A 17,779-nucleotide genomic window follows, 5' to 3' on the forward strand; every position below is an offset into this window, starting at 1 on the left:
ACATGAGCGAGACAGCAAGCCTGGGCTTCATCGGCCTTGGCGTCATGGGCAGCGGTATGTGCGCGAATGCCGTGAAGAAGCACGGCGCGCCGCTCCATGCCTTCGACATGAATGCCGAGGCGCTGCGGGCGCAAGTCGATGGTGGCGCGCGGGGCGCCGCTTCGGTGGCGGAAGTGGCGCGCGCGGCCTCGGTCGTGTTCCTCTCGCTCCCCGGCGGCAAGCAGGTGCGGGCGGTCTGCGCGGAAATCGCGGCCCATGCCGCGCCCGGGACGGTGGTGATAGACCTTTCCACCACCGCCGTGGCCGAAGCGCGCGACGTTGCAGACTTGCTGGCTGCAAGGGGCATCGCTTTCGCGGACGCGCCGGTGGCGCGCACGCGGCAGGCGGCCATCGACGGTACGCTCTCCATCATGGTCGGCGCCGATCCGGAACTCTTCGCGCGGATCGAGCCGCTGCTGCGCTACATGGGCTCCGACGTCACGCATTGCGGCGCGGTGGGCTGCGGGCAGGTGGTCAAGCTCATCAACAATACCCTGTTGTTCGAGCAAGTGGCCGCGCTGGCGGAAATGTTCGTGGTGGCAGAGCGGGCGGGAGTAGCGCCCGCCAAACTGGTGGAGGCGGTCTCGCTCGGTTCGGGAGACAGCTTCGCGCTGCGGAACCACGGGCTCAAGGCGATGGTCCCGCGGGCCTTTCCGGCAAAGGCCTTTCCGATGGCCTATACGCTCAAGGACCTGGGCTACACGATCGAACTGGCCGAGGAGATGGGCGTCGAGCCCCGGCTGCCGCGCCTGGCCGCCGAATACTACCAGGCGGCAATCGACCAGGGCCTCGGGGAGAGTTACTTCCCCGGCGTGATCGAGGTGGTCGACCGCAGATAGCGGCGGCCGGATGGGAGAGAGCCCGATGCAGGAACGCAAGCTGGACTACCGCGTGGTCACGGAGGGACTGTTGTTCCCCGAAGGCCCCATCGCAATGGACGACGGCTCGGTGCTGGTCGTCGAGATCAAGGGCGGGCGGTTGATCCGGGTCTGGCCGGATGCTCGCAAGCAGGTCGTGGCCGAGCTGGGCGGCGGTCCCAACGGCGCGGCGATCGGCCCGGACGGCGCCTGCTACGTCGCCAACAACGGCGGCTTCCACTGGCTGACCGAGGACATCTTCGACACCCGTGGCTATATGCGGCCCCACGGCCGCGCGCACGATTATGCGGGGGGATCGATCCAGCGGGTCGATCTGGAGACCGGCGAGGTCACGACGCTCTACACCCATTGCGACGGCGTGCCGATCAACGGCCCCAACGACATCGTCTTCGACGCGAATGGCGACATGTGGTTCACCGACCACGGCAAGACTTACGGCCGCGTCATGGATAGCGGCGCCGTCTATCACGCGGCGGCGGACGGCTCGTGGATCCGGCAGGCGATATTCCCGATGGTGACGCCCAACGGCGCCGGGCTCTCGCCCGACGAGCGCACGCTCTATGTTTCGGAGACCGAGACCGGCCGCCTCTGGCGCTGGCCGATCTCCGGGCGCGGCGAAGTGTCGAAACAGGCATGGCCTTCCCCCAACGGCGGGATCCTGCACGGCCAGGCGACCGGCTACCAGCGCTTCGATTCCATGGCGCTGGAAGCCAATGGCAACATCTGCGTCGCGACCCTGGTGACCGGCGGCATCAGCGTATTTTCACCCGAAGGGGAGAAGCTGGAATATTGGCAGGGGCCGGAGCCCTACTGCACCAATATCTGCTTCGGCGGCCCCGCCATGAAGACCGCCTGGATCACCGTTTCCGGCCGCGGCGTGCTGATCGCGGTCGATTGGCCGCGCCCTGGCCTGCCGCTGCTGCACCAACGCATGGGAGTTACCGCTTGAGCGTCTACGAAGACTGGGTCGGCCGCAGCCAGACCGCGACCGATGTGCTCGATCCCGCCCGCAGCAATGCGCTCGACGTGGCGCTGGGCGGCGCGGGCGCACTGACGGCGGGCGATGTGCTGCCCTTGCTCGACCACTGGCTGCACTTCTGGGACGTGAAGCCGCCGGCCGCACTGGGCACGGACGGTCATCCGGCCAAGGGGGGCTTCCTGCCGCCCGTGCCGCTGCCGCGCCGGATGTGGGCGGGGGGACGCCTGACGTTCCTCCAGCCGCTTCACCTGGGCGAAACCGTCATGCGTACTTCGACGATCATGGCCGTCACTGAAAAGGTCGGGAAAAGCGGCACGCTCGTCTTCGTCACCGTCCGCCACGAACTGGATGCCGGAGGCGGCATCGCCGTCAGCGAGGAGCAGGATCTGGTCTACCGCGATCCCGCGCCCGGCGTCCTGCCACTGCCGGTCGCGGTGCCCGTGCCGGATGCGGCCTGGGCGGAAACGGTCGCGCCCGATCCGGTGCTGTTGTTCCGTTATTCCGCGCTCACCATGAACGGCCACCGCATCCACTACGACCGGCCCTATGCAATGGGCGAGGAGAGCTATCCCGCGCTGGTCGTCCACGGTCCGCTGCAGGCGGCGCTCCTGATCCGACTGGCGGGCAAGGGACTTGGCCGGCCTGTCGCCGGCTTCGATTTCCGCGGGCAGCAACCCGCCTTCGACGGCATCCCCCTGCACGTCTGCGGCAACGTGACGGACCAGGGCGGCGAATTCTGGACCCAGCAGGGCAAGGCGAAGAACATGGTCGCCACCGTGCGCACCGCCTGACCGGGAGAAGACGATGACCGAGACGTACCAGCTCCATATCGACGGCCAGTGGCGCGCGGCTGCCGATGGTGGCACGCTACCCGCCATCAATCCCTACGACCAGTCGATCCACGCCCATATCGCCGTCGCCACGGCCGAGGACGTCGAGGCCGCCATTGCCGCGGCGCGGCGGGCTTTCGATAGCGTCTGGAGCAAGACCACCCCGGGTGAACGGGCGAAGCTGCTCAACCGCGTGGCGGACCTGCTCGACGCCGATGCCGACCGGATGGCGTTGCTGGAAACCACCGACAACGGCAAGGTCATTCGCGAGACCCACAACCAGATGGGCTATGCCGCGCGGATCTTCCGGTACTATGCGGGCTGGGCCGACAAGATGCACGGCGATGTCGTTCCGCTGGACCAGAAGGACACGCTCGATTTCGCCATACGCGTACCTTACGGTGTCGTGGCCTGCGTGACGGCGTGGAACTCTCCCGTGGCGATCCTGACGAACACGCTGCCGGCCGCCCTGGCTGCGGGTAACTGCGTGATCCTCAAGCCCAGCGAACATGCCTCCACCACCACGTTGGAAATGATGAAGCTGTGCGAGAAGGCAGGTTTTCCGGCAGGCGTGGTGCAGGTCGTTACCGGCGCGGGCGAAGTGGGCGCGGCGCTGACGGGCAGCAGGCTGGTCAACAAGGTGAGCTTCACGGGCAGTCCGGGCGTCGGCCGCAAGATCGCGGCGGTGGCGGGCGGGAACCTCAAGCCGGTGACGATGGAACTGGGCGGCAAAAGCCCCAACATCGTGTTCGACGATGCCGATTTCGACCGCGCCCTGATCGGCGCGCTCGCGGGCATTTTCGGCGCGACCGGGCAGACCTGCATCGCCGGATCGCGTCTCCTGGTGCAGCGCGGCATTTACGAGCGCATGGTCGAAGGCCTTGCCGCGCGCGCGGCGCAGATCCGCATGGGTGACCCGCGCCTGCCCGAAACGGAGATGGGCACGGCGGCGAACGAGCCGCAGTTCGACAAGATCCTCTCCTTCATCGCAGCGGCCAGGGGCGACGGCGCCCGCCTTGTCGCCGGCGGCGGCCGGGCCGAGGGGCCGGGGCTGGAGAAGGGCTTCTTCATCGAGCCCACCATCTTTGCCGACGTGCGCAACGACATGAAGGTGGCCGCCGAGGAAATCTTCGGCCCGGTGCTGTCGATCATCCCCTTCGACGAGGAGGAGGAAGCCGTCTCCATCGCCAATGATACGCCCTATGGGCTGGCGAGCGGGGTCTGGTCGCAGGACATCAATCGTTGCCTGCGCATGATGCGTGCCGTGCAGTCTGGCGTGCTATGGGTGAACACCTACCGCGTGGCCGCGCCGCAGGCGCCCTTCGGCGGAATGAAGGACTCCGGCTTCGGCCGGGTGAGAGGCGAGGCGGGGATCCAGGAATTCCAGCAGACCAGGAACGTGTTCATCGATTTTTCGGGCGACCGGCGCGATCCCTTTTCCATGAAGTTCTGAAAATCTGCCCGCGCCTGCCGCATCCGCTTCTTGACATTGGATCCAATAAATTCATTATTGGATCCAATAACAATTCACAGGAGCGGATGTATGGGCAGCGCAATGCAAGCAGGGGAGGGCCGGATTTGGCCGAAAGACGCGTGGTACGTCGCCTGCACTCCCGATGAGATCGAAGACCGTCCGCTTGGCCGAACGATCTGCGGAGAGCGCATGGTGTTCTTTCGCGGGCCGGAGGGCGTCCCCACGGCGCTGGAAGATTTCTGCCCTCACCGCGGTGCACCGCTTTCGCTCGGTTTCATGCGCGAGGGACGGCTGGTCTGCGGCTATCACGGGCTGGTGATGGACTGCCTTGGCAAGGCTGCGGAAATGCCCGGCCAGAAGGTCGGCGGTTTCCCGGCCGGCCGCCGTTTCGCCGTGATAGAGCGCTTCGGCTTCATCTGGGTGTGGCCGGGCGATCCCGAGGCGGCCGATCCTGCGCGGCTGCACCATCTGGAATGGGCGGAAAGCGACGATTGGGCCTATGGCGGCGGCTATTATCACATCGCCTGCGACTATCGCCTGATGATCGACAATCTGATGGACCTGACGCATGAGACGTATGTCCATGCCGCCAGCATCGGCCAGAAGGAAATCGACGAGGCGCCGGTCCGAACGCGGGCCGACGAGAACGAAGTGGTCACCAGCCGGTTCATGGAAGGGATCAAGGCCCCGCCGTTCTGGCGCATGGCGCTGCGGGGCGCCGGGCTCAGCGAGGATGCCACGGTCGACCGCTGGCAGGTCTGCCGCTTCTCGCTGCCCAGCCATGTCATGATCGAGGTGGGCGTGGCGCTTGAGGGCCACGGCGGTTACGACGCGCCGGAAGCGGCCAAGGCCTCCAGCATCGTCGTGGATTTCATCACGCCCGAAACCGAGACCAGCCATCACTACTTCTGGGGCATGGCGCGCCGCTTCGCCGTCGAAGATGCGGCGCTTACGGACACCATTCGCGAAGGCCAGGGCAAGATCTTCTCGGAAGACCTCGACATGCTGGAGCAACAGCAGGCAAACCTGCTGCGCTGGCCGGAACGGCGGTTGCTGAAGCTCAACATCGATGCCGGTGGCGTGCGATCGCGCATGATGATCGACCGGGCCATCGCCGCCGAGAACCCAGAGCCGAACGGGGCGGCGAGCGCGGGCGATCTGCCCGCCGAGCCGGCGCGGGAGGAAGCCGGCGGGGTTTGACAGTTCGCCTCGTGCCGACGAAAGCAGGCCATGGACGATGAACGGAATGCCCAAGCGCAAGGCGGTCGCCGGTTGAAGCCCGGCCAGCACGTCATCATCTCGTTGCGGCGGATGATCGCGGAAGGCAGTTTTCGTCCCGGCGAGCGGATCGCCGAGATCGCCACCGCAGAGGCCCTCGGCGTCTCGCGCATGCCGGTGCGCACGGCACTGCGCGCGCTGGAGGCCGAGGGGCTGGTCGAGAAACTCGGGGCGCGCGGCTATGCGGCGCGCTCCATTTCCGCGGCCGACATTCACGGCGCGATCGAGGTTCGCGGCGTGCTGGAGGGCCTGGCGGCGCGGCGGCTCGCGGTGCGCGGACTGACCCCGGCCGAAGATGCACGCTTTGCGGCCTGCCTTGCCGAGGGCGAGGCGATCTTCGCGAAAGGCACTCTGGCCCAGGGCGATGTCGATCGTTTCCACGACTACAATCTGGCATTTCACAACCTGCTGGTAGAGGCCAGCGGCAATCCTTCCATCGGCCAGGCGCTGGAGCGGAACGACCACTTGCCGTTCGCTTCGGCTGTTGCGCTCGCGCTGGAAAACGAGCCGGCCGACGAATTCGCCCACCTCCATTCGGCGCACCGCGATCACCTGGCGGTAATTGCCGCGATCAGACTGGGGGATGCGCCGGCCGCGGAGCGCGGCATGGCCGAACATGCCCGGGCGGCACTGGGCAGCGAGCGCCTGTTCCAGCGCTTTCGCTGAGGGAACCGGCGCTGGAAGAGGTTGCGCCGGTCCATCCGTCCCGCGTCAGTGATTGGGAATATACGTGCCGAGATGGCGCCCGGCGATATAGCCGAAAGTCATCCCCGGTCCCAAAGTGCCGCCCGCGCCGCCATAGGCCTCGCCCAGCACGGCCGCCATGGCATTGCCTGCAGCGTAGAGGCCGGGGATCGGATGGCCGCTCCAGTCCAGCACCTGGGCATCGGCATTGGTCTTGGGGCCGCCGGCAGTCCCGAGCGCACCGGACTCCATCTTGACGGCATAGTAGGGTCCCCGATCGATCACGCCCAGCGTCCGGTAAGGCGGGTCGAATTCGGCATCGCCCCACATATAGAAATTGTCGTAAGTGTTGTCGCCGCGGTTGAAGTCGTCGTCATGCCCCTTGCGCACCATGTCGTTGAAGCGGGCGACGGTGGCAGTCAGCCCCTTGGCGTCGATGCCTGCCTTTTCCGCCAGTTCCTCCAGCGTGTCAGCCTTCATCATGAACGACGGCGTGGGACCGCCCGGCGGCGTGTTGAAGGTCTGGTACTTTTCGCGGTAGCGCTGGTCGACGATCAGCCAGTAAGGCAGGTTGGCATAGGCGTGAGTGCCTGCGTCGAAGGCGTGCAGCGCCTTGCCCATGGCGTTGTAATTGGCGGCCTCGTTGACGAAGCGCTTGCCGGCGCGGTTGACGAGGATGGCGCCGGGACGGGCGCGTTCGTCGGAGCCGAGCAGGTAGTTGGGCTTGGCCGCGCGGTGCTGTGGCTCGAATTCGAGCACGCTCTGCTGCCAGAAGGCATGCTGCATGTTGCCAAGCTGCGCGCCGGCCTCGATCGCCATGAGCAGGCCGTCACCCTCGTTTTCCGGGACGCTTACCGGGCCGGTGAGCGGACCGCGCAGGAAGGTCTTCACCAGTGTCTCGTTCCATTCGAAACCGCCGGTGGCGATCACTACGCCGCGGCGCGCGCGCACGCGAAAATCGCGGCCATTGGCGTCTTCCGCCACGACGCCGACCACGCGGTCGCCGTCCTTCACCAGTTTGCGGGCGCGCTTTTCGAACTGGACGGGAATGTCGCGGTCCAGCACGGCCCGGAACAGCGATCCGGCCAGCGCCTGGCCCAGCCCCCGGTAGTCGCCGGCCTCGCGCTCCGCGAGTGTGGCTTTATCCAGCGTTCCGTTGATCGCCTCCATGAGGCTGCCGCGGACGGGATAGGCCATTTTCGTGGGATTGATCCGCGTTGCCCATTTGCCAAGTCTTTCGAAGGAAAAGGCATCGTTGTCCAGCGAGCGCCCGCCATCGGGTTTCGCGCCCGGCATATAGGGCTGATAGTCGGGAAAATCGGCGTAGGCATGGAAGCGCACCGGCGTCCTGTCGGCCAGATAGCGGATCATTTCCGGCCCGCATTCCATGAAGGCGCCCAGCGTATCGGGATCGAGCGCGCCCGGAGCCAGGGCATCGAGGTAGGCCACCACGTCTTCGTCGGATTCCGCGATGCCGGCCTCGGCCTGATGATGGTTGCCCGGGATCCAGAGCATGCCGCCGGACATGGCGGTGGTGCCGCCGACCATTCCGGTCTTCTCCAGGATGACGACATCCTTCGCGCCAAAGTCGTGTGCGGAGATCGCCGCCGTCATGGCGGCGCCGCCGGATCCGAGCACCACGACGTCAGCTTCCAGGTCCCATTCGGGGTCTTCGCCCATCCTTTGTCTCCCTTTTGCTTCGATTTTCCCGTGTCGATTTTTTGGCGAGCGGCCCTGCCTCAACCCGGTCCTGCCGAGACTCGTTCGATGCGGGCGCTGCTTTGCGCACGAGACTAATGGCTGATTTTCTGAGCGTGACTGTCAGATTGAACAGGTTCCCGCATCGCCGCCGGGAGGAGTCGGCCGCGACCCGGCATTTCCCGCAAGCCACTGGAAAGAGCGGCGAACCCCGCCTATCCTGCCCGGCGATCGACCACCCCCAGCAGCGAAGAAGGCAACCAAGGCGATGAAAGCCACTGCACTGCACATTCTCATGCCGCTCATCCTGCTGGCGGCCAGCGGTCCCGCAGCGCAGGCGGACGAGGCGCCGCCGCGCGCCGTCAGCCAGGGCGAGGCGACCCGCATCCTCAACCAGCGAGGGGCGGCACGGCTTCTGGCGAACAAGGGTTTGACCCTGCAATGGATCGACTGGGATCGACGCGGCAGCGCCGATGTCCGGCGCGAGGGCGATGTGTGGAAGCTGCATGGCATCCAGGCGGAAGCGGGCGGGCCGGGCAGGCTGGTGCTGGACGGCACGATAACCGAGATCGGCGCCGATTACTTCACCTTCCAGGGCCGCATCAGCATTACGAACACGCCGGATCCCGGCCGCTCATGCTCGCAGGACAAGTCCTGGCACTTCGCCATCACTCAGAACCGCAGCTATTACCGGCTGCGGGAATTCGAATGGTGCGACGCGTTGACCGACTACATCGACATCTATTTCTGACCGCCCGGCTCCGTTCCTCGGCCGGAAGGCAATCGAATTGCGCCGATCTGCATAGTAAAAGCAGGTGGGAGGAGGCCCCCAAGCCGCTATTCTCGCGTTGAAAAGCCGAGGAATGGCAGGGAGAAGGCAAGGGTGATCGTCCGGACAACAGCGGGAGCGATACGCGGCATCGTGGACGGAGGCGTCGCGCGGTTCAGGGGCGTGCCTTATGCGGCGGCACCGGTCGGCGCGGCCCGGTTTGCAAGCCCGCGCGATCCGGCGCCATGGGACGGTGTGCGTGACGCTCTCGAACCCGGACCGAACGCCCCGCAGCGCGTCAAGGGGGTGCCCGGCCTCGACGCGGCGGCGCTTGTCGGCGAGGGCTGGCGGCACGGCGATGAATATCTGACGCTGGACGTATTCGCGCCCGGCGATGGCCAGGCCGAAGACGGCCGGAGAAGACCGGTCATGGTGTTTATCCATGGCGGCGGCTTCGTGATCGGCAGCAAGGACGCGCCGGTCCAGGACGGCAGCAGCTTCGCGCGGGACGGTATCGTCTTCATTTCGATAAACTACCGCCTGGGTGTCGATGGTTTCCTGCCCATTCCGGGCGTGCCCACCAATCTCGGTCTGCGCGACATGCTTTTCGCGCTCGAATGGGTGCGGTGCAATGCCGTCTCGTTCGGCGGCGATCCGGGCAATGTCACGGTCTTCGGGGAATCCGCGGGCGCCATGGCGATCGCCGATCTTGTGGCCTCGCCGCTCGCCAAGGGCCTTTTCCGCCGCGCCATCGTTCAGAGCGGGCACGGCCGCATGACCCGCGACATCGCGGTGGCGCAGCGGCTCGTCCGCAAGCTGGCCAAACTCCTGCGCATTTCCCCGGATGCGGAAGGCTATCGCAGTGTCGAGCCCGGCGAGACGTTGCTGGACGCGGTGGAGAAAGTCAGCCTGCCCACCACCCGGCTCGACTTGCGCGACGCCGAAGGGCACGAACCGGTGTTCGGCATCAGCCGCTTCGTTCCGGTCCATGGCGACGATGTCCTGCCGTTGAAACCGCTCGATGCGCTGAAGGCCGGCACCGGCGCGGAAATAGAGCTGCTGATCGGTACCAATGCCGAGGAGATGAACCTCTACTTCGTGCCGAGCGGGCTGCGCGAGAAGATCGGCAGGCTCCTGGCAACGTACGTGTTCCACCGCGTCCATCCGCATGCGCGCAAGCTGCTCAAGGCTTACGGCATGGGCCGCCGCGGGGTGAAGCCGGGCCATGCCTTCACAGATGCGGCGAACGATCTGGTCTTCCGCTGGCCGGCCCGCCGATTTGCCGAGGAACACCAGGGCCGAACGCATATGTACGAGTTCGAATGGCGCTCCCCGCTGTTCGGCGGGCTGGGCGCCGCCCACGCCATGGAACTGCCCTTCGTGTTCGACTCCCTGGCCACGACGACCGGTTCCGACGGTCTTTGCGGGGAAAATCCTCCGCAGGAACTGGCAGACCGCGTCCACCGCATCTGGGTGGATTTCGCCCGCGACGGCAGCCTGCCCTGGCGCGAATTCACCCGTGAGCATCGCGCCGTGTTCCAGCTGGAACGCGGCGAAGCTGTCGAGGAACCGCCGTTCCCGATCGCCCCCTTCCTTCCCTGAGGACCTTCCATGTATCTTGAACGCTTGAAACTGGATGGGCGCCGCGCGCTCGTCACCGGGGGCGCCAGCGGCATCGGGCTCGCCTGCGTCGAGGCGCTGGCCGAGATGGGCGCCGAGGTGGTGATCGCCGACTTGTCCGAAGCCGCCATCGAGAGCGCCCGTGGGACCATGCGGGAAAAGGGCTATGCCTGCGAGGGCCGTGTCATGGACGTGACTCACTCCGCCCGGGTAACCCAGGTCGCCGATGAACTGGGTGCGATCGATATCCTGGTGAACAATGCCGGCATTGCGCGCAGCGAGACGGCGGCCGAAACGGTCGAGGACGAGCACTGGCTCAACGTCATCGATGTCAATCTCAACGGCACGTTCTGGTGCGCCCGGGCTTTCGGGCGGCACATGCTCGCGGCCGGGCGTGGCAGCGTGGTCAATGTCGGGTCGATGAGCGGTTTCATCGTCAACCGGCCGCAGGGTCAGAGCTATTACAACGCCTCGAAGGCGGCCGTCCATCAGCTCACGCGCAGCCTTGCCGCCGAGTGGGCGGACCGGGGCGTCAGGGTGAATGCCGTGGCGCCCACATACATCCGCACGCCGCTCAACGAGTTCGCCGACAAGCAGGGCGAGATGTATCGCCGCTGGATCGACTCCACGCCGATGGCCCGTCTCGGTGAAGTGGAGGAAGTGGCCTCTGTCGTCGCTTTCCTCGCTTCCGATGCGGCCAGCCTGATGACCGGCAGCATCGTGCTGGCCGACGGGGGCTACACCTGCTGGTAACCGTAAGATCACCAGCCATCTTCCACTCACGACGTCATCCTAGATCCGTTTCAGGATGACGTTGTTTTGTTGGCGTTATTAAAGCAGGACAACGGGCCTGCAGGCGCCCACCGTCTCCCCGCCGATGCCGATCGGTCAACACATTGCGCCGATCGGCAAACTCGAAATGACTCCCCAAGGACCTTTCAGATAGGTTAGACCTGTCTTATAGGTTGAATTGGCCGACTTGCCAGGCATGGACCTCGGCAGGCGGTAGCGAGGGAGGATCTATGAATTTCAGGGTTTGCCTGTCTGTCGGCGCATCGTGTCTGGCTCTGGCCGCATCGCCGGCTACCGCGCAGCAGGAGCGCGCACCGGCCGCTTCGGCCGATAGCGCCGCTCCCGAAATCGTCGTCACCGCCCGCAAGCGCACCGAGACCCTGCTCGACGTACCCGTCGCGGTCACGGCCGTCTCGGGAGACACGCTGGCCAAGCGCAACATCAACTCCGTGCGCGAGGCAGCGGTGCTGACGCCCGGTCTCAATATCAGCAGCGACGGCGCCGGCCGCGCCTTCGTTTCGATCCGCGGCGTCGGCGTAACGCTGGTCCAGTCGGTCCAGCCTGGCGTCGGTCTGTTCGTGGACGGCATCTACCGGCCCAATACCGCTTACCTCAACAATCCGCTGCTCGACGTCGAGCGGATCGAAGTGCTGCGCGGCCCGCAAGGCACGCTTTACGGCAAGAACACGCTGGGCGGCGCGATCAACGTCATCACCCGCCAGCCCGGCAACGAGTTCGAGGCGCGAGGACAGGCGAGCTACGCCGGGCCGGACGATTCCTGGCTGGTGTCGGGCTCGGTCTCGGCGCCAATCGTCACGGACAAGCTGGCGGTTCGCGTCGGTGCCTCGCACCGCCAGCAGGACGGCTTCATCAACAATACCACGATCGGCGGCAAGTCGAACAAGTTCAACACGGATTCGGTCAGCGCCACGATCCGCGCGACGCCCACCGAAGACCTGACGCTGGTGGTCAACGGCTACTATGACTGGGTGAAGGGCACCAATGTCCCTTATGCCCGCGTCACCGGCCCCACCGACTATTCGCGCAGCAACCAGTTCAACACCCTGGGCACCACGACCTACAAGTATCGCGGCGTCAATGCCAAGGTCGAGACGCCGATCGAGGCCATCGCCACCACCGTGACGCTCCAGGCGGCCTACGACGCGCGCAACAGCAGCGCGCCCGATACCGACGGTGACTTCGGCCCGCTCAACATCGTGCGCCAGGCCTCCAGCGACAGCCTGCGCACCAAGACGGTGGAGCTGCGCTTCGACACCAAGCTCAGCGACCAGCTCTCCACCCTGTTCGGGCTGTTCTACAGCCGCGAGGATACGCGTTCCAACCAGGCGACGCTGATCGTTCCCTTCAATCTCACCAACAACAACAGCAACCGGACCAAGGCCGACACGTATGCCGCGTTCGGTACGGTGTTCTGGAAGCCTAATCCCGACTGGGAAGTGGCGCTGGGCCTGCGTTACGACCATGAGGACCGCTCGGCGAGCGGCGCGATCAACGCGGGCGCCGCGGGCAGCGTCGGTCTCAAGTCAGACCAGGTCGAACCGCGCCTTTCGGTCACGCGCCACTGGACGCCCGAACTGATGACGTACGCCTCGGTCGCACGCGGTTATCGCGGCGGCGGGTTCAATGCGGTGACCGCGCCCGTCCGCAAGTACAAGGGCGACTCCGCCTGGACTTACGAAGTGGGCACCAAGTACGTTTCGGCCGACCGCAGCTTCACCCTTTCGGGCGATCTCTTCTACAACGATTACAGCGACTACATCGGCCTCAATTCCATCGCCCCGTCCTCGACCGGCGGCCTCGTCACCGTCGACCTCAATTCGGGCGATGTCGAAAGCTACGGCGCGGAACTGGAGTTCAGCTATCGGCCGGTTGAGCAATGGACGCTCTCGGGCGGCGCCACCTACATGCATGCGCGCCTGACCGACTCCTCGCAATATACCGAGGTCACCGGCCGTACGCTGGCGACCGACCGGCTGACCTTCCAGCCGGACTGGATGTTCAACCTCTCCAGCGATTACGTCGTGCCGGTCGGCGCGGACAGCCTGACCTTCAATGCCAGCGTCAACGGCAAGGGCAGCCGCTCCGCCGCCAGCCTGAACCAGACGACGGCGACGATCCTGAAAAGCTACGTCCTGTTCAACGGCTCCATCACTTACCGGATGGAAAACGGGATCGAGCTTTCCGTGTTCGGCAACAACTTGTTCAACAAGAAGTATTTCGACTCCTACATCGAAAAGACCACCCTGGCGCTGGCGGGCCTGCCGGCATCGGATCTGGGCATCATCGGCGACCTGCGACGCTACGGCGTGCGCGCGAGCTTCCGGTTCTGATCCGATGGGCGCGTCTCCCCCCCAACCGCCCCGCAAGCCCCTGCCGGACGGCTTCCTCGATAGCCTGCACGCCGCTTTCGGCGAACGTCTGGCTACAGGGGAAGCCATCCGCAGCCAGCATGGCCAGAGCGAGGCCCATTTCGAGCCCGCGCTGCCGGACGCCGTGGTCTTCGCCCGTTCGACCGAGGACGTGGTCGAACTGGTAAGGCTCTGCGTGGCGGCGGGCGTGCCGATCGTGGCTTATGGCGCGGGCACGTCCATCGAGGGCAATGCGCTGCCGGTAAGGGGCGGCGTCACGGTCGATCTCAGCCAGATGGATGCGATCCTTGCAGTCAATGCTGAGGACTTCGATTGCACCGTCCAGGCCGGTGTGCGGCGCGAGCAACTCAACGAACACTTGCGCGACCAGGGGCTGTTCTTTCCCATCGATCCGGGCGCCAATGCCACCATCGGCGGCATGGCGGCGACCCGGGCATCGGGCACCAACGCCGTGCGATACGGCACCATGCGTGAGGCGATCCTGTCGCTGCGGGTCGTCACGCCGGACGGCCGCGACATCCGCACCTCACGCCGGGCGCGCAAGTCGGCGGCGGGCTACGATCTCACCCGCCTGATGATCGGCAGCGAAGGCACCTTGGGCATCATCACCGAAGTGACCTTGCGCCTTCACGCCATTCCCGAAGCGATTTCCTCGGCCGTATGCAGTTTCGAGACGCTGGAAGGCGCGGTCGATACCGTGGTGCAGTCGATCCAGCTCGGCGTGCCGCTGGCGCGTGTCGAGATCCTGGACGATTTGCAGATGAAGGCGGTCAACCGCTGGTCGAAGCTCGACTACCCGGAACTGACCACGCTGTTCTTCGAATTCCACGGCTCAAGCCGCTATGTCGAGGAGCAGGTGGAAACCGTGCGCGAGATCGCCGACATGAACGGTGGCAGCGCCTTCCGCTGGTCCAACCTTCCAGAAGAGCGCTCGAAGCTCTGGAAGGCAAGGCACGAGGCCTATTACGCTGCCGTCAATTTGCGCCCCGGGGCCGTGGGCTGGGCGACCGACGTCTGCGTGCCGATCAGCCGCCTTGCCGAATGCATAACCGAGACCAAGCGCGACCTGGAAGGATCCAGCGTTCCGGGCACGATCCTGGGGCATGTCGGGGACGGCAACTTCCATGTCGTCTTCTCGATGGACCCCGATGTTCCCGCGGAGATGGAGGAAGTGGAGGCCATCAATGCCCGCCTGGTGGAGCGCGCGCTGGCGATGGACGGCACCTGCACCGGGGAGCACGGCATCGGCCTTGGCAAGCAGGACTGGCTCGTTGCCGAACTGGGCGAGGCGGTGGAGATGATGCGTCTCATCAAGCGGGCGCTCGATCCGCAGGACCTGTTCAATCCGGGCAAGATTTTCGCGTTTTCCGAGTGAAAACGCCTGAGCCACGTTCCGCCGGGTGGGGCGGAACCGCCCGGTCGCCTCTGGTACCCCCCAGGCGGCCGGGTGACCTTTCGGGATCGCAAGACATGACCAGCCTCACTCTCGAAGCGCCCCGTTCGGCGCCCTCCTTCCGCCACCGGCTGATGCCGCTGCTGATCCTGGCGCTCGCCATGGCGGGCGGCTTCACGATGATGGGTTCTTTCAGCATGGTGCAGGAAGGCGCCAAGGCGGAAATGGGGCTGAGCGACTATGCCTTGGGCCTTGTCCAGGGCGTTTCGGCAGCGGTGCCGCTGGTGGTCTTCTCGATCCCGATCGGCATCCTCGTCGACCGCCGCAACCGGGTTCGGCTGCTGCTTCTGCTGGGGCTGGTCTGGACCGCGGGCACGCTCTTGACCGCTTTCGCGCAGAACCTGCCGGTGCTGTTCCTGGCGCGAATGATGGCGGGCATCGGCACGACTGGCGCGCTGACGGCCGCGCTCTCGCTGACCGCCGACCTCTGCGCGCCCGAGCAGCGGGGGCGGGCGATGCTCGTCGTGACCCTGGGCAAGTGCCTGGGCCAGGCAGGCGCTTTCGCGCTGGCGGGATGGCTGCTGGGCGCGATGATCCACGCGCCGCTTCCCTTCATGCACGGCCTCTCCCCATGGCGCGGAACCCATGTCCTGCTGGCCGCGATCAGCGTGTGCCTGATCCTGCCGCTGCTTGCCTTGAGGGAACCCGAGCGCCACGAAGTCGAGGCGAGCATCCATGCGCCATTCGCGGTCGTCGTCCACGAACTCTGGGCCAGGCGGGCGTTCCTGATCCCGCTGTTCATCGGGCAAGTGAGCGTGGTCATGGCCGATGCGGCCGCCAGCATCTGGGCCTCGCCGGTCCTGTCGCGCAGCTATGGCCTGGCACCTGAGGTCTTCGCCGGATGGATGGGCGCGCTGATCTTTTCGGCCGGGCTGGTGGGGTCGATCCTTGGCGGGCTTGCGGCGGATCTTGGCCAGAAGACCGGGCGCCGGGGCGGTTTGCTGATCGGCGCGGTTCTGGCGGCCGCGGCAGGCGTACCGGCGGCACTGTTTCCCATTGCCCCGAGCGTGCCGCTGTTCGCCGCTGCGGTAGGCCTGCTGATGTTCTGCGGTACGGTCACCGGGCTGATAACTTCGGTGGCTCTCACCGTGCTGATCCCCAACGAACTGCGCGGATTGTGCATCGGCGCCTTCATCGCCCTGGCCGGGCTGGTCGGCTTCGGTGTGGCACCTTCGCTGGTGGCCTGGGTCAGCGGCCTGCTCGGCGGCGAGGCGCACCTGGGGCAGGGGCTGGCGATCGTCGGCGCTATCGTAGGAGCTGTCTCGGTCCTGGCGTTCCTCCAGGCCATGCGCCGGGCGCCGCTTTCCGCGACCTTGGAACCTATCTGATAGCTCTTGCAGAAGCTGTCAGATAGGTTATCCTGCCAAGAGGAGAGGAGGGGCGATGGAAAACGAATCCCCAATGGCTGCGATCGAAGTGTCGCCGGAAATGGTCAGTCTGGTTGGAGCAGGCCCCGTGCCGCCGCTCGATACGCTTTCGCCCCCAGCCGCGCCGGTCGCTTTCGTGGTGACGTTTGGCTCTGCGGGCATAGCAGCGACCTTGCGCTACCTGGCCGCCCCCGATTGCCCGTCTCTGGACGCCGAGCGGCAGGAGCGGGTGATCCTGCTGGTGGCACGCGCCGCTTGCGAGCGGATCCTGGGCGCGGCCTCGCTGCCCGCCGACGGTGCGCTCCATCACCTCCCGGCAGACTTGCGGGCCATAGCCCTGGCCATTCGCGATTGCGACCTGCCGGAGATGGCGCGCACGCCTTATCGTCTGGCCAAGAGCATCGAACTGCTTTGCGATATCCTGCGCGCTCAAGGGCAGGGCGATCTCGTGCCCGTCAGCCAGGACCGCGTGATTTCCAGCGCCGATACCCGCCGGCTTCTGGCCGCGCGCCGCATCATCGACGAACGCTGGGCGGAAAAGTTGACGCTCGACATGATCGCCCGCGCAGCCGGTCTCAACCGCGCCAAGCTCACCCGGGGTTTCCGCGAGATGTTCGATTGCAGCGTGGCCGATGCCCTTGCCGATCAACGGCTGCGCCGGGCGGGACAGATGCTGCTTTCCACCGATCTGCCGGTCTCTTCCATCGGCTACCGCTGCGGCTATCTCAACAATGCCAGTTTCACCCGCGCCTTCGCCCGCAAGTTCGGGCAGGCGCCCACTTACTACCGGGCAGGGAGGCTGGCCGCGTGACGACACGGACGCTGGAAGGGCGAATGGCGGAGGGCGGCGGCTCGCTGGTGGAGCAGGCGGTTCAAGCCGTGCGCGGCCATATTCGTTCGAACGACCTCAAGGTGGGCGATACGCTGCCGGGTGAGGGGCAGTTCGCTGCCGATCTCGGTGTCAGTCGCGCCGTCATGCGCGAGGCTTTCGGCGCACTGGCTGCCCTGCGCCTGATCGACGTGGGCAATGGCCGACGTCCCCGCGTCGGTGCGATCGACGGCTCGGTGATCGGCACCTCGCTCGACCATGCCGTGGCCACATCGCAGATCAGCGTGGCCGAAGTATGGGACGTGCGCCGCACCGTCGAAGTCCGCATCGCCGCGCTGGCGGCCGAGAAGCGCAGCGACCTTCAGGCCGAGCAGATCCTCGCTCTCTCGGAATCCATGGCCCGCGCCGATGGCAACATGGCACAGATCACGGCCTTCGATACTGCTTTCCACCAGGTGATCGCGGCCGCCTCGGGCAATTTCCTGTTCAGCCAGATCGTCCGCTCTTTCGAGCCGCAGATGGAGTTCGCCGTGCCGCGCGCCTGGGATACCCGGCGGACCGAGGAAGAGAAGGCGGCGATCCTCAGTCTCCACCGCCGCATCGCCCAGACCATTGCCGACCGTGATCCGGACGCGGCGGCTGCGGCCATGACCGCCCATTTCGACGCATCGATCGGCGATCAGCTGCTGAACGGATAGG

General features: G+C 66.1%; 15 protein-coding genes. 14 read left to right on the forward strand and 1 reads right to left on the reverse strand.

Annotated elements, in window-relative coordinates; genetic code table 11:
- The first annotated feature begins 2 nt into the window (after window positions 1-2).
- The 6 genes from AC1VV3_RS17280 (at window position 3) to AC1VV3_RS17305 (ending at window position 6,144) form a co-directional block, all read left to right on the forward strand.
- Complete coding sequence (locus tag AC1VV3_RS17280; RefSeq protein ID WP_132265523.1) at window positions 3-878, forward strand: NAD(P)-dependent oxidoreductase; 876 nt, start codon at window positions 3-5, stop codon at window positions 876-878.
- A 25-nt stretch (window positions 879-903) separates the two neighbouring features.
- Window positions 904-1,866 (forward strand): SMP-30/gluconolactonase/LRE family protein, encoded by a 963-nt coding sequence (locus AC1VV3_RS17285; protein ID WP_482963046.1) that lies wholly within the window; start codon window positions 904-906, stop codon window positions 1,864-1,866.
- Entirely contained in the window at window positions 1,863-2,687 is an 825-nt protein-coding gene (locus tag AC1VV3_RS17290) for an HTD2 family dehydratase (RefSeq protein WP_482963047.1), read from the forward strand. The genes AC1VV3_RS17285 and AC1VV3_RS17290 overlap by 4 nt, the downstream gene beginning before the upstream one ends.
- Before the next feature lie 13 nt (window positions 2,688-2,700).
- Window positions 2,701-4,179 carry an aldehyde dehydrogenase gene (locus tag AC1VV3_RS17295; RefSeq protein ID WP_482963048.1) on the forward strand — a complete coding sequence of 493 codons (1,479 nt, stop codon included), beginning with the start codon at window positions 2,701-2,703 and terminating at the stop codon, window positions 4,177-4,179.
- 102 nt (window positions 4,180-4,281) lie between these two features.
- The gene (locus tag AC1VV3_RS17300) at window positions 4,282-5,400 is read left to right on the forward strand and encodes a Rieske 2Fe-2S domain-containing protein (protein WP_482963153.1); all 1,119 of its coding nucleotides are present in this window, start codon (window positions 4,282-4,284) and stop codon (window positions 5,398-5,400) included.
- Between the two features lie 30 nt (window positions 5,401-5,430).
- Window positions 5,431-6,144 (forward strand): GntR family transcriptional regulator, encoded by a 714-nt coding sequence (locus AC1VV3_RS17305; protein WP_134096019.1) that lies wholly within the window; start codon window positions 5,431-5,433, stop codon window positions 6,142-6,144.
- A 45-nt stretch (window positions 6,145-6,189) separates the two neighbouring features.
- Here AC1VV3_RS17305 and AC1VV3_RS17310 read toward each other — a convergent pair whose 3' ends face one another.
- Window positions 6,190-7,842 carry an FAD-binding protein gene (locus AC1VV3_RS17310; RefSeq protein WP_482963049.1) on the reverse strand — a complete coding sequence of 551 codons (1,653 nt, stop codon included), beginning with the start codon at window positions 7,840-7,842 and terminating at the stop codon, window positions 6,190-6,192.
- A gap of 286 nt (window positions 7,843-8,128) precedes the next feature.
- Here AC1VV3_RS17310 and AC1VV3_RS17315 point away from each other — a divergent pair, with 286 nt between their 5' ends.
- The 8 genes from AC1VV3_RS17315 to AC1VV3_RS17350 all read left to right on the forward strand — a co-directional run bounded on the left by AC1VV3_RS17315 (window position 8,129) and on the right by AC1VV3_RS17350 (window position 17,778).
- On the forward strand, window positions 8,129-8,611 hold the full coding sequence (locus AC1VV3_RS17315) for a hypothetical protein (RefSeq protein WP_482963050.1): 483 nt from the start codon (window positions 8,129-8,131) through the stop codon (window positions 8,609-8,611).
- Between the two features lie 132 nt (window positions 8,612-8,743).
- On the forward strand, window positions 8,744-10,231 hold the full coding sequence (locus AC1VV3_RS17320; protein ID WP_482963051.1) for a carboxylesterase/lipase family protein: 1,488 nt from the start codon (window positions 8,744-8,746) through the stop codon (window positions 10,229-10,231).
- A gap of 9 nt (window positions 10,232-10,240) precedes the next feature.
- Complete coding sequence (locus AC1VV3_RS17325; protein WP_132265534.1) at window positions 10,241-11,002, forward strand: SDR family NAD(P)-dependent oxidoreductase; 762 nt, start codon at window positions 10,241-10,243, stop codon at window positions 11,000-11,002.
- A gap of 269 nt (window positions 11,003-11,271) precedes the next feature.
- Complete coding sequence (locus AC1VV3_RS17330) at window positions 11,272-13,392, forward strand: TonB-dependent receptor (protein WP_482963052.1); 2,121 nt, start codon at window positions 11,272-11,274, stop codon at window positions 13,390-13,392.
- A 4-nt stretch (window positions 13,393-13,396) separates the two neighbouring features.
- Window positions 13,397-14,806 carry an FAD-binding oxidoreductase gene (locus AC1VV3_RS17335; protein ID WP_482963053.1) on the forward strand — a complete coding sequence of 470 codons (1,410 nt, stop codon included), beginning with the start codon at window positions 13,397-13,399 and terminating at the stop codon, window positions 14,804-14,806.
- Window positions 14,807-14,901: 95 nt separating this feature from the next.
- A complete protein-coding gene (locus AC1VV3_RS17340) occupies window positions 14,902-16,212 on the forward strand; it encodes an MFS transporter (RefSeq protein ID WP_482963054.1) in 1,311 nt (436 codons plus the stop codon).
- A 73-nt stretch (window positions 16,213-16,285) separates the two neighbouring features.
- Window positions 16,286-17,062, forward strand: coding sequence for a helix-turn-helix transcriptional regulator (locus tag AC1VV3_RS17345; RefSeq protein WP_482963055.1), 777 nt, complete (start codon window positions 16,286-16,288; stop codon window positions 17,060-17,062).
- On the forward strand, window positions 17,059-17,778 hold the full coding sequence (locus AC1VV3_RS17350) for a FadR/GntR family transcriptional regulator (protein WP_314466236.1): 720 nt from the start codon (window positions 17,059-17,061) through the stop codon (window positions 17,776-17,778). Before AC1VV3_RS17345 ends, AC1VV3_RS17350 begins: the two co-directional genes overlap by 4 nt.
- Window position 17,779 lies beyond the last annotated feature (1 nt).

The organism is Novosphingobium sp. BL-S-34 (assembly GCF_056857015.1).

What these genes read in the sequence shown, in the direction of transcription:
- AC1VV3_RS17295 (WP_482963048.1), top strand. Translation starts at nt 2,701, where the DNA reads ATGACCGAGACGTACCAGCTCCATATCGACGGCCAGTGGCGCGCGGCT.
- AC1VV3_RS17325 (WP_132265534.1), top strand. Translation starts at nt 10,241, where the DNA reads ATGTATCTTGAACGCTTGAAACTGGATGGGCGCCGCGCGCTCGTCACC.
- AC1VV3_RS17300 (WP_482963153.1), top strand. Translation starts at nt 4,282, where the DNA reads ATGCAAGCAGGGGAGGGCCGGATTTGGCCGAAAGACGCGTGGTACGTC.
- AC1VV3_RS17305 (WP_134096019.1), top strand. Translation starts at nt 5,431, where the DNA reads ATGGACGATGAACGGAATGCCCAAGCGCAAGGCGGTCGCCGGTTGAAG.
- AC1VV3_RS17345 (WP_482963055.1), top strand. Translation starts at nt 16,286, where the DNA reads ATGGCTGCGATCGAAGTGTCGCCGGAAATGGTCAGTCTGGTTGGAGCA.
- AC1VV3_RS17330 (WP_482963052.1), top strand. Translation starts at nt 11,272, where the DNA reads ATGAATTTCAGGGTTTGCCTGTCTGTCGGCGCATCGTGTCTGGCTCTG.
- AC1VV3_RS17310 (WP_482963049.1), bottom strand. Translation starts at nt 7,842, where the DNA reads ATGGGCGAAGACCCCGAATGGGACCTGGAAGCTGACGTCGTGGTGCTC.
- AC1VV3_RS17315 (WP_482963050.1), top strand. Translation starts at nt 8,129, where the DNA reads ATGAAAGCCACTGCACTGCACATTCTCATGCCGCTCATCCTGCTGGCG.
- AC1VV3_RS17285 (WP_482963046.1), top strand. Translation starts at nt 904, where the DNA reads ATGCAGGAACGCAAGCTGGACTACCGCGTGGTCACGGAGGGACTGTTG.
- AC1VV3_RS17280 (WP_132265523.1), top strand. Translation starts at nt 3, where the DNA reads ATGAGCGAGACAGCAAGCCTGGGCTTCATCGGCCTTGGCGTCATGGGC.
- AC1VV3_RS17340 (WP_482963054.1), top strand. Translation starts at nt 14,902, where the DNA reads ATGACCAGCCTCACTCTCGAAGCGCCCCGTTCGGCGCCCTCCTTCCGC.
- AC1VV3_RS17335 (WP_482963053.1), top strand. Translation starts at nt 13,397, where the DNA reads ATGGGCGCGTCTCCCCCCCAACCGCCCCGCAAGCCCCTGCCGGACGGC.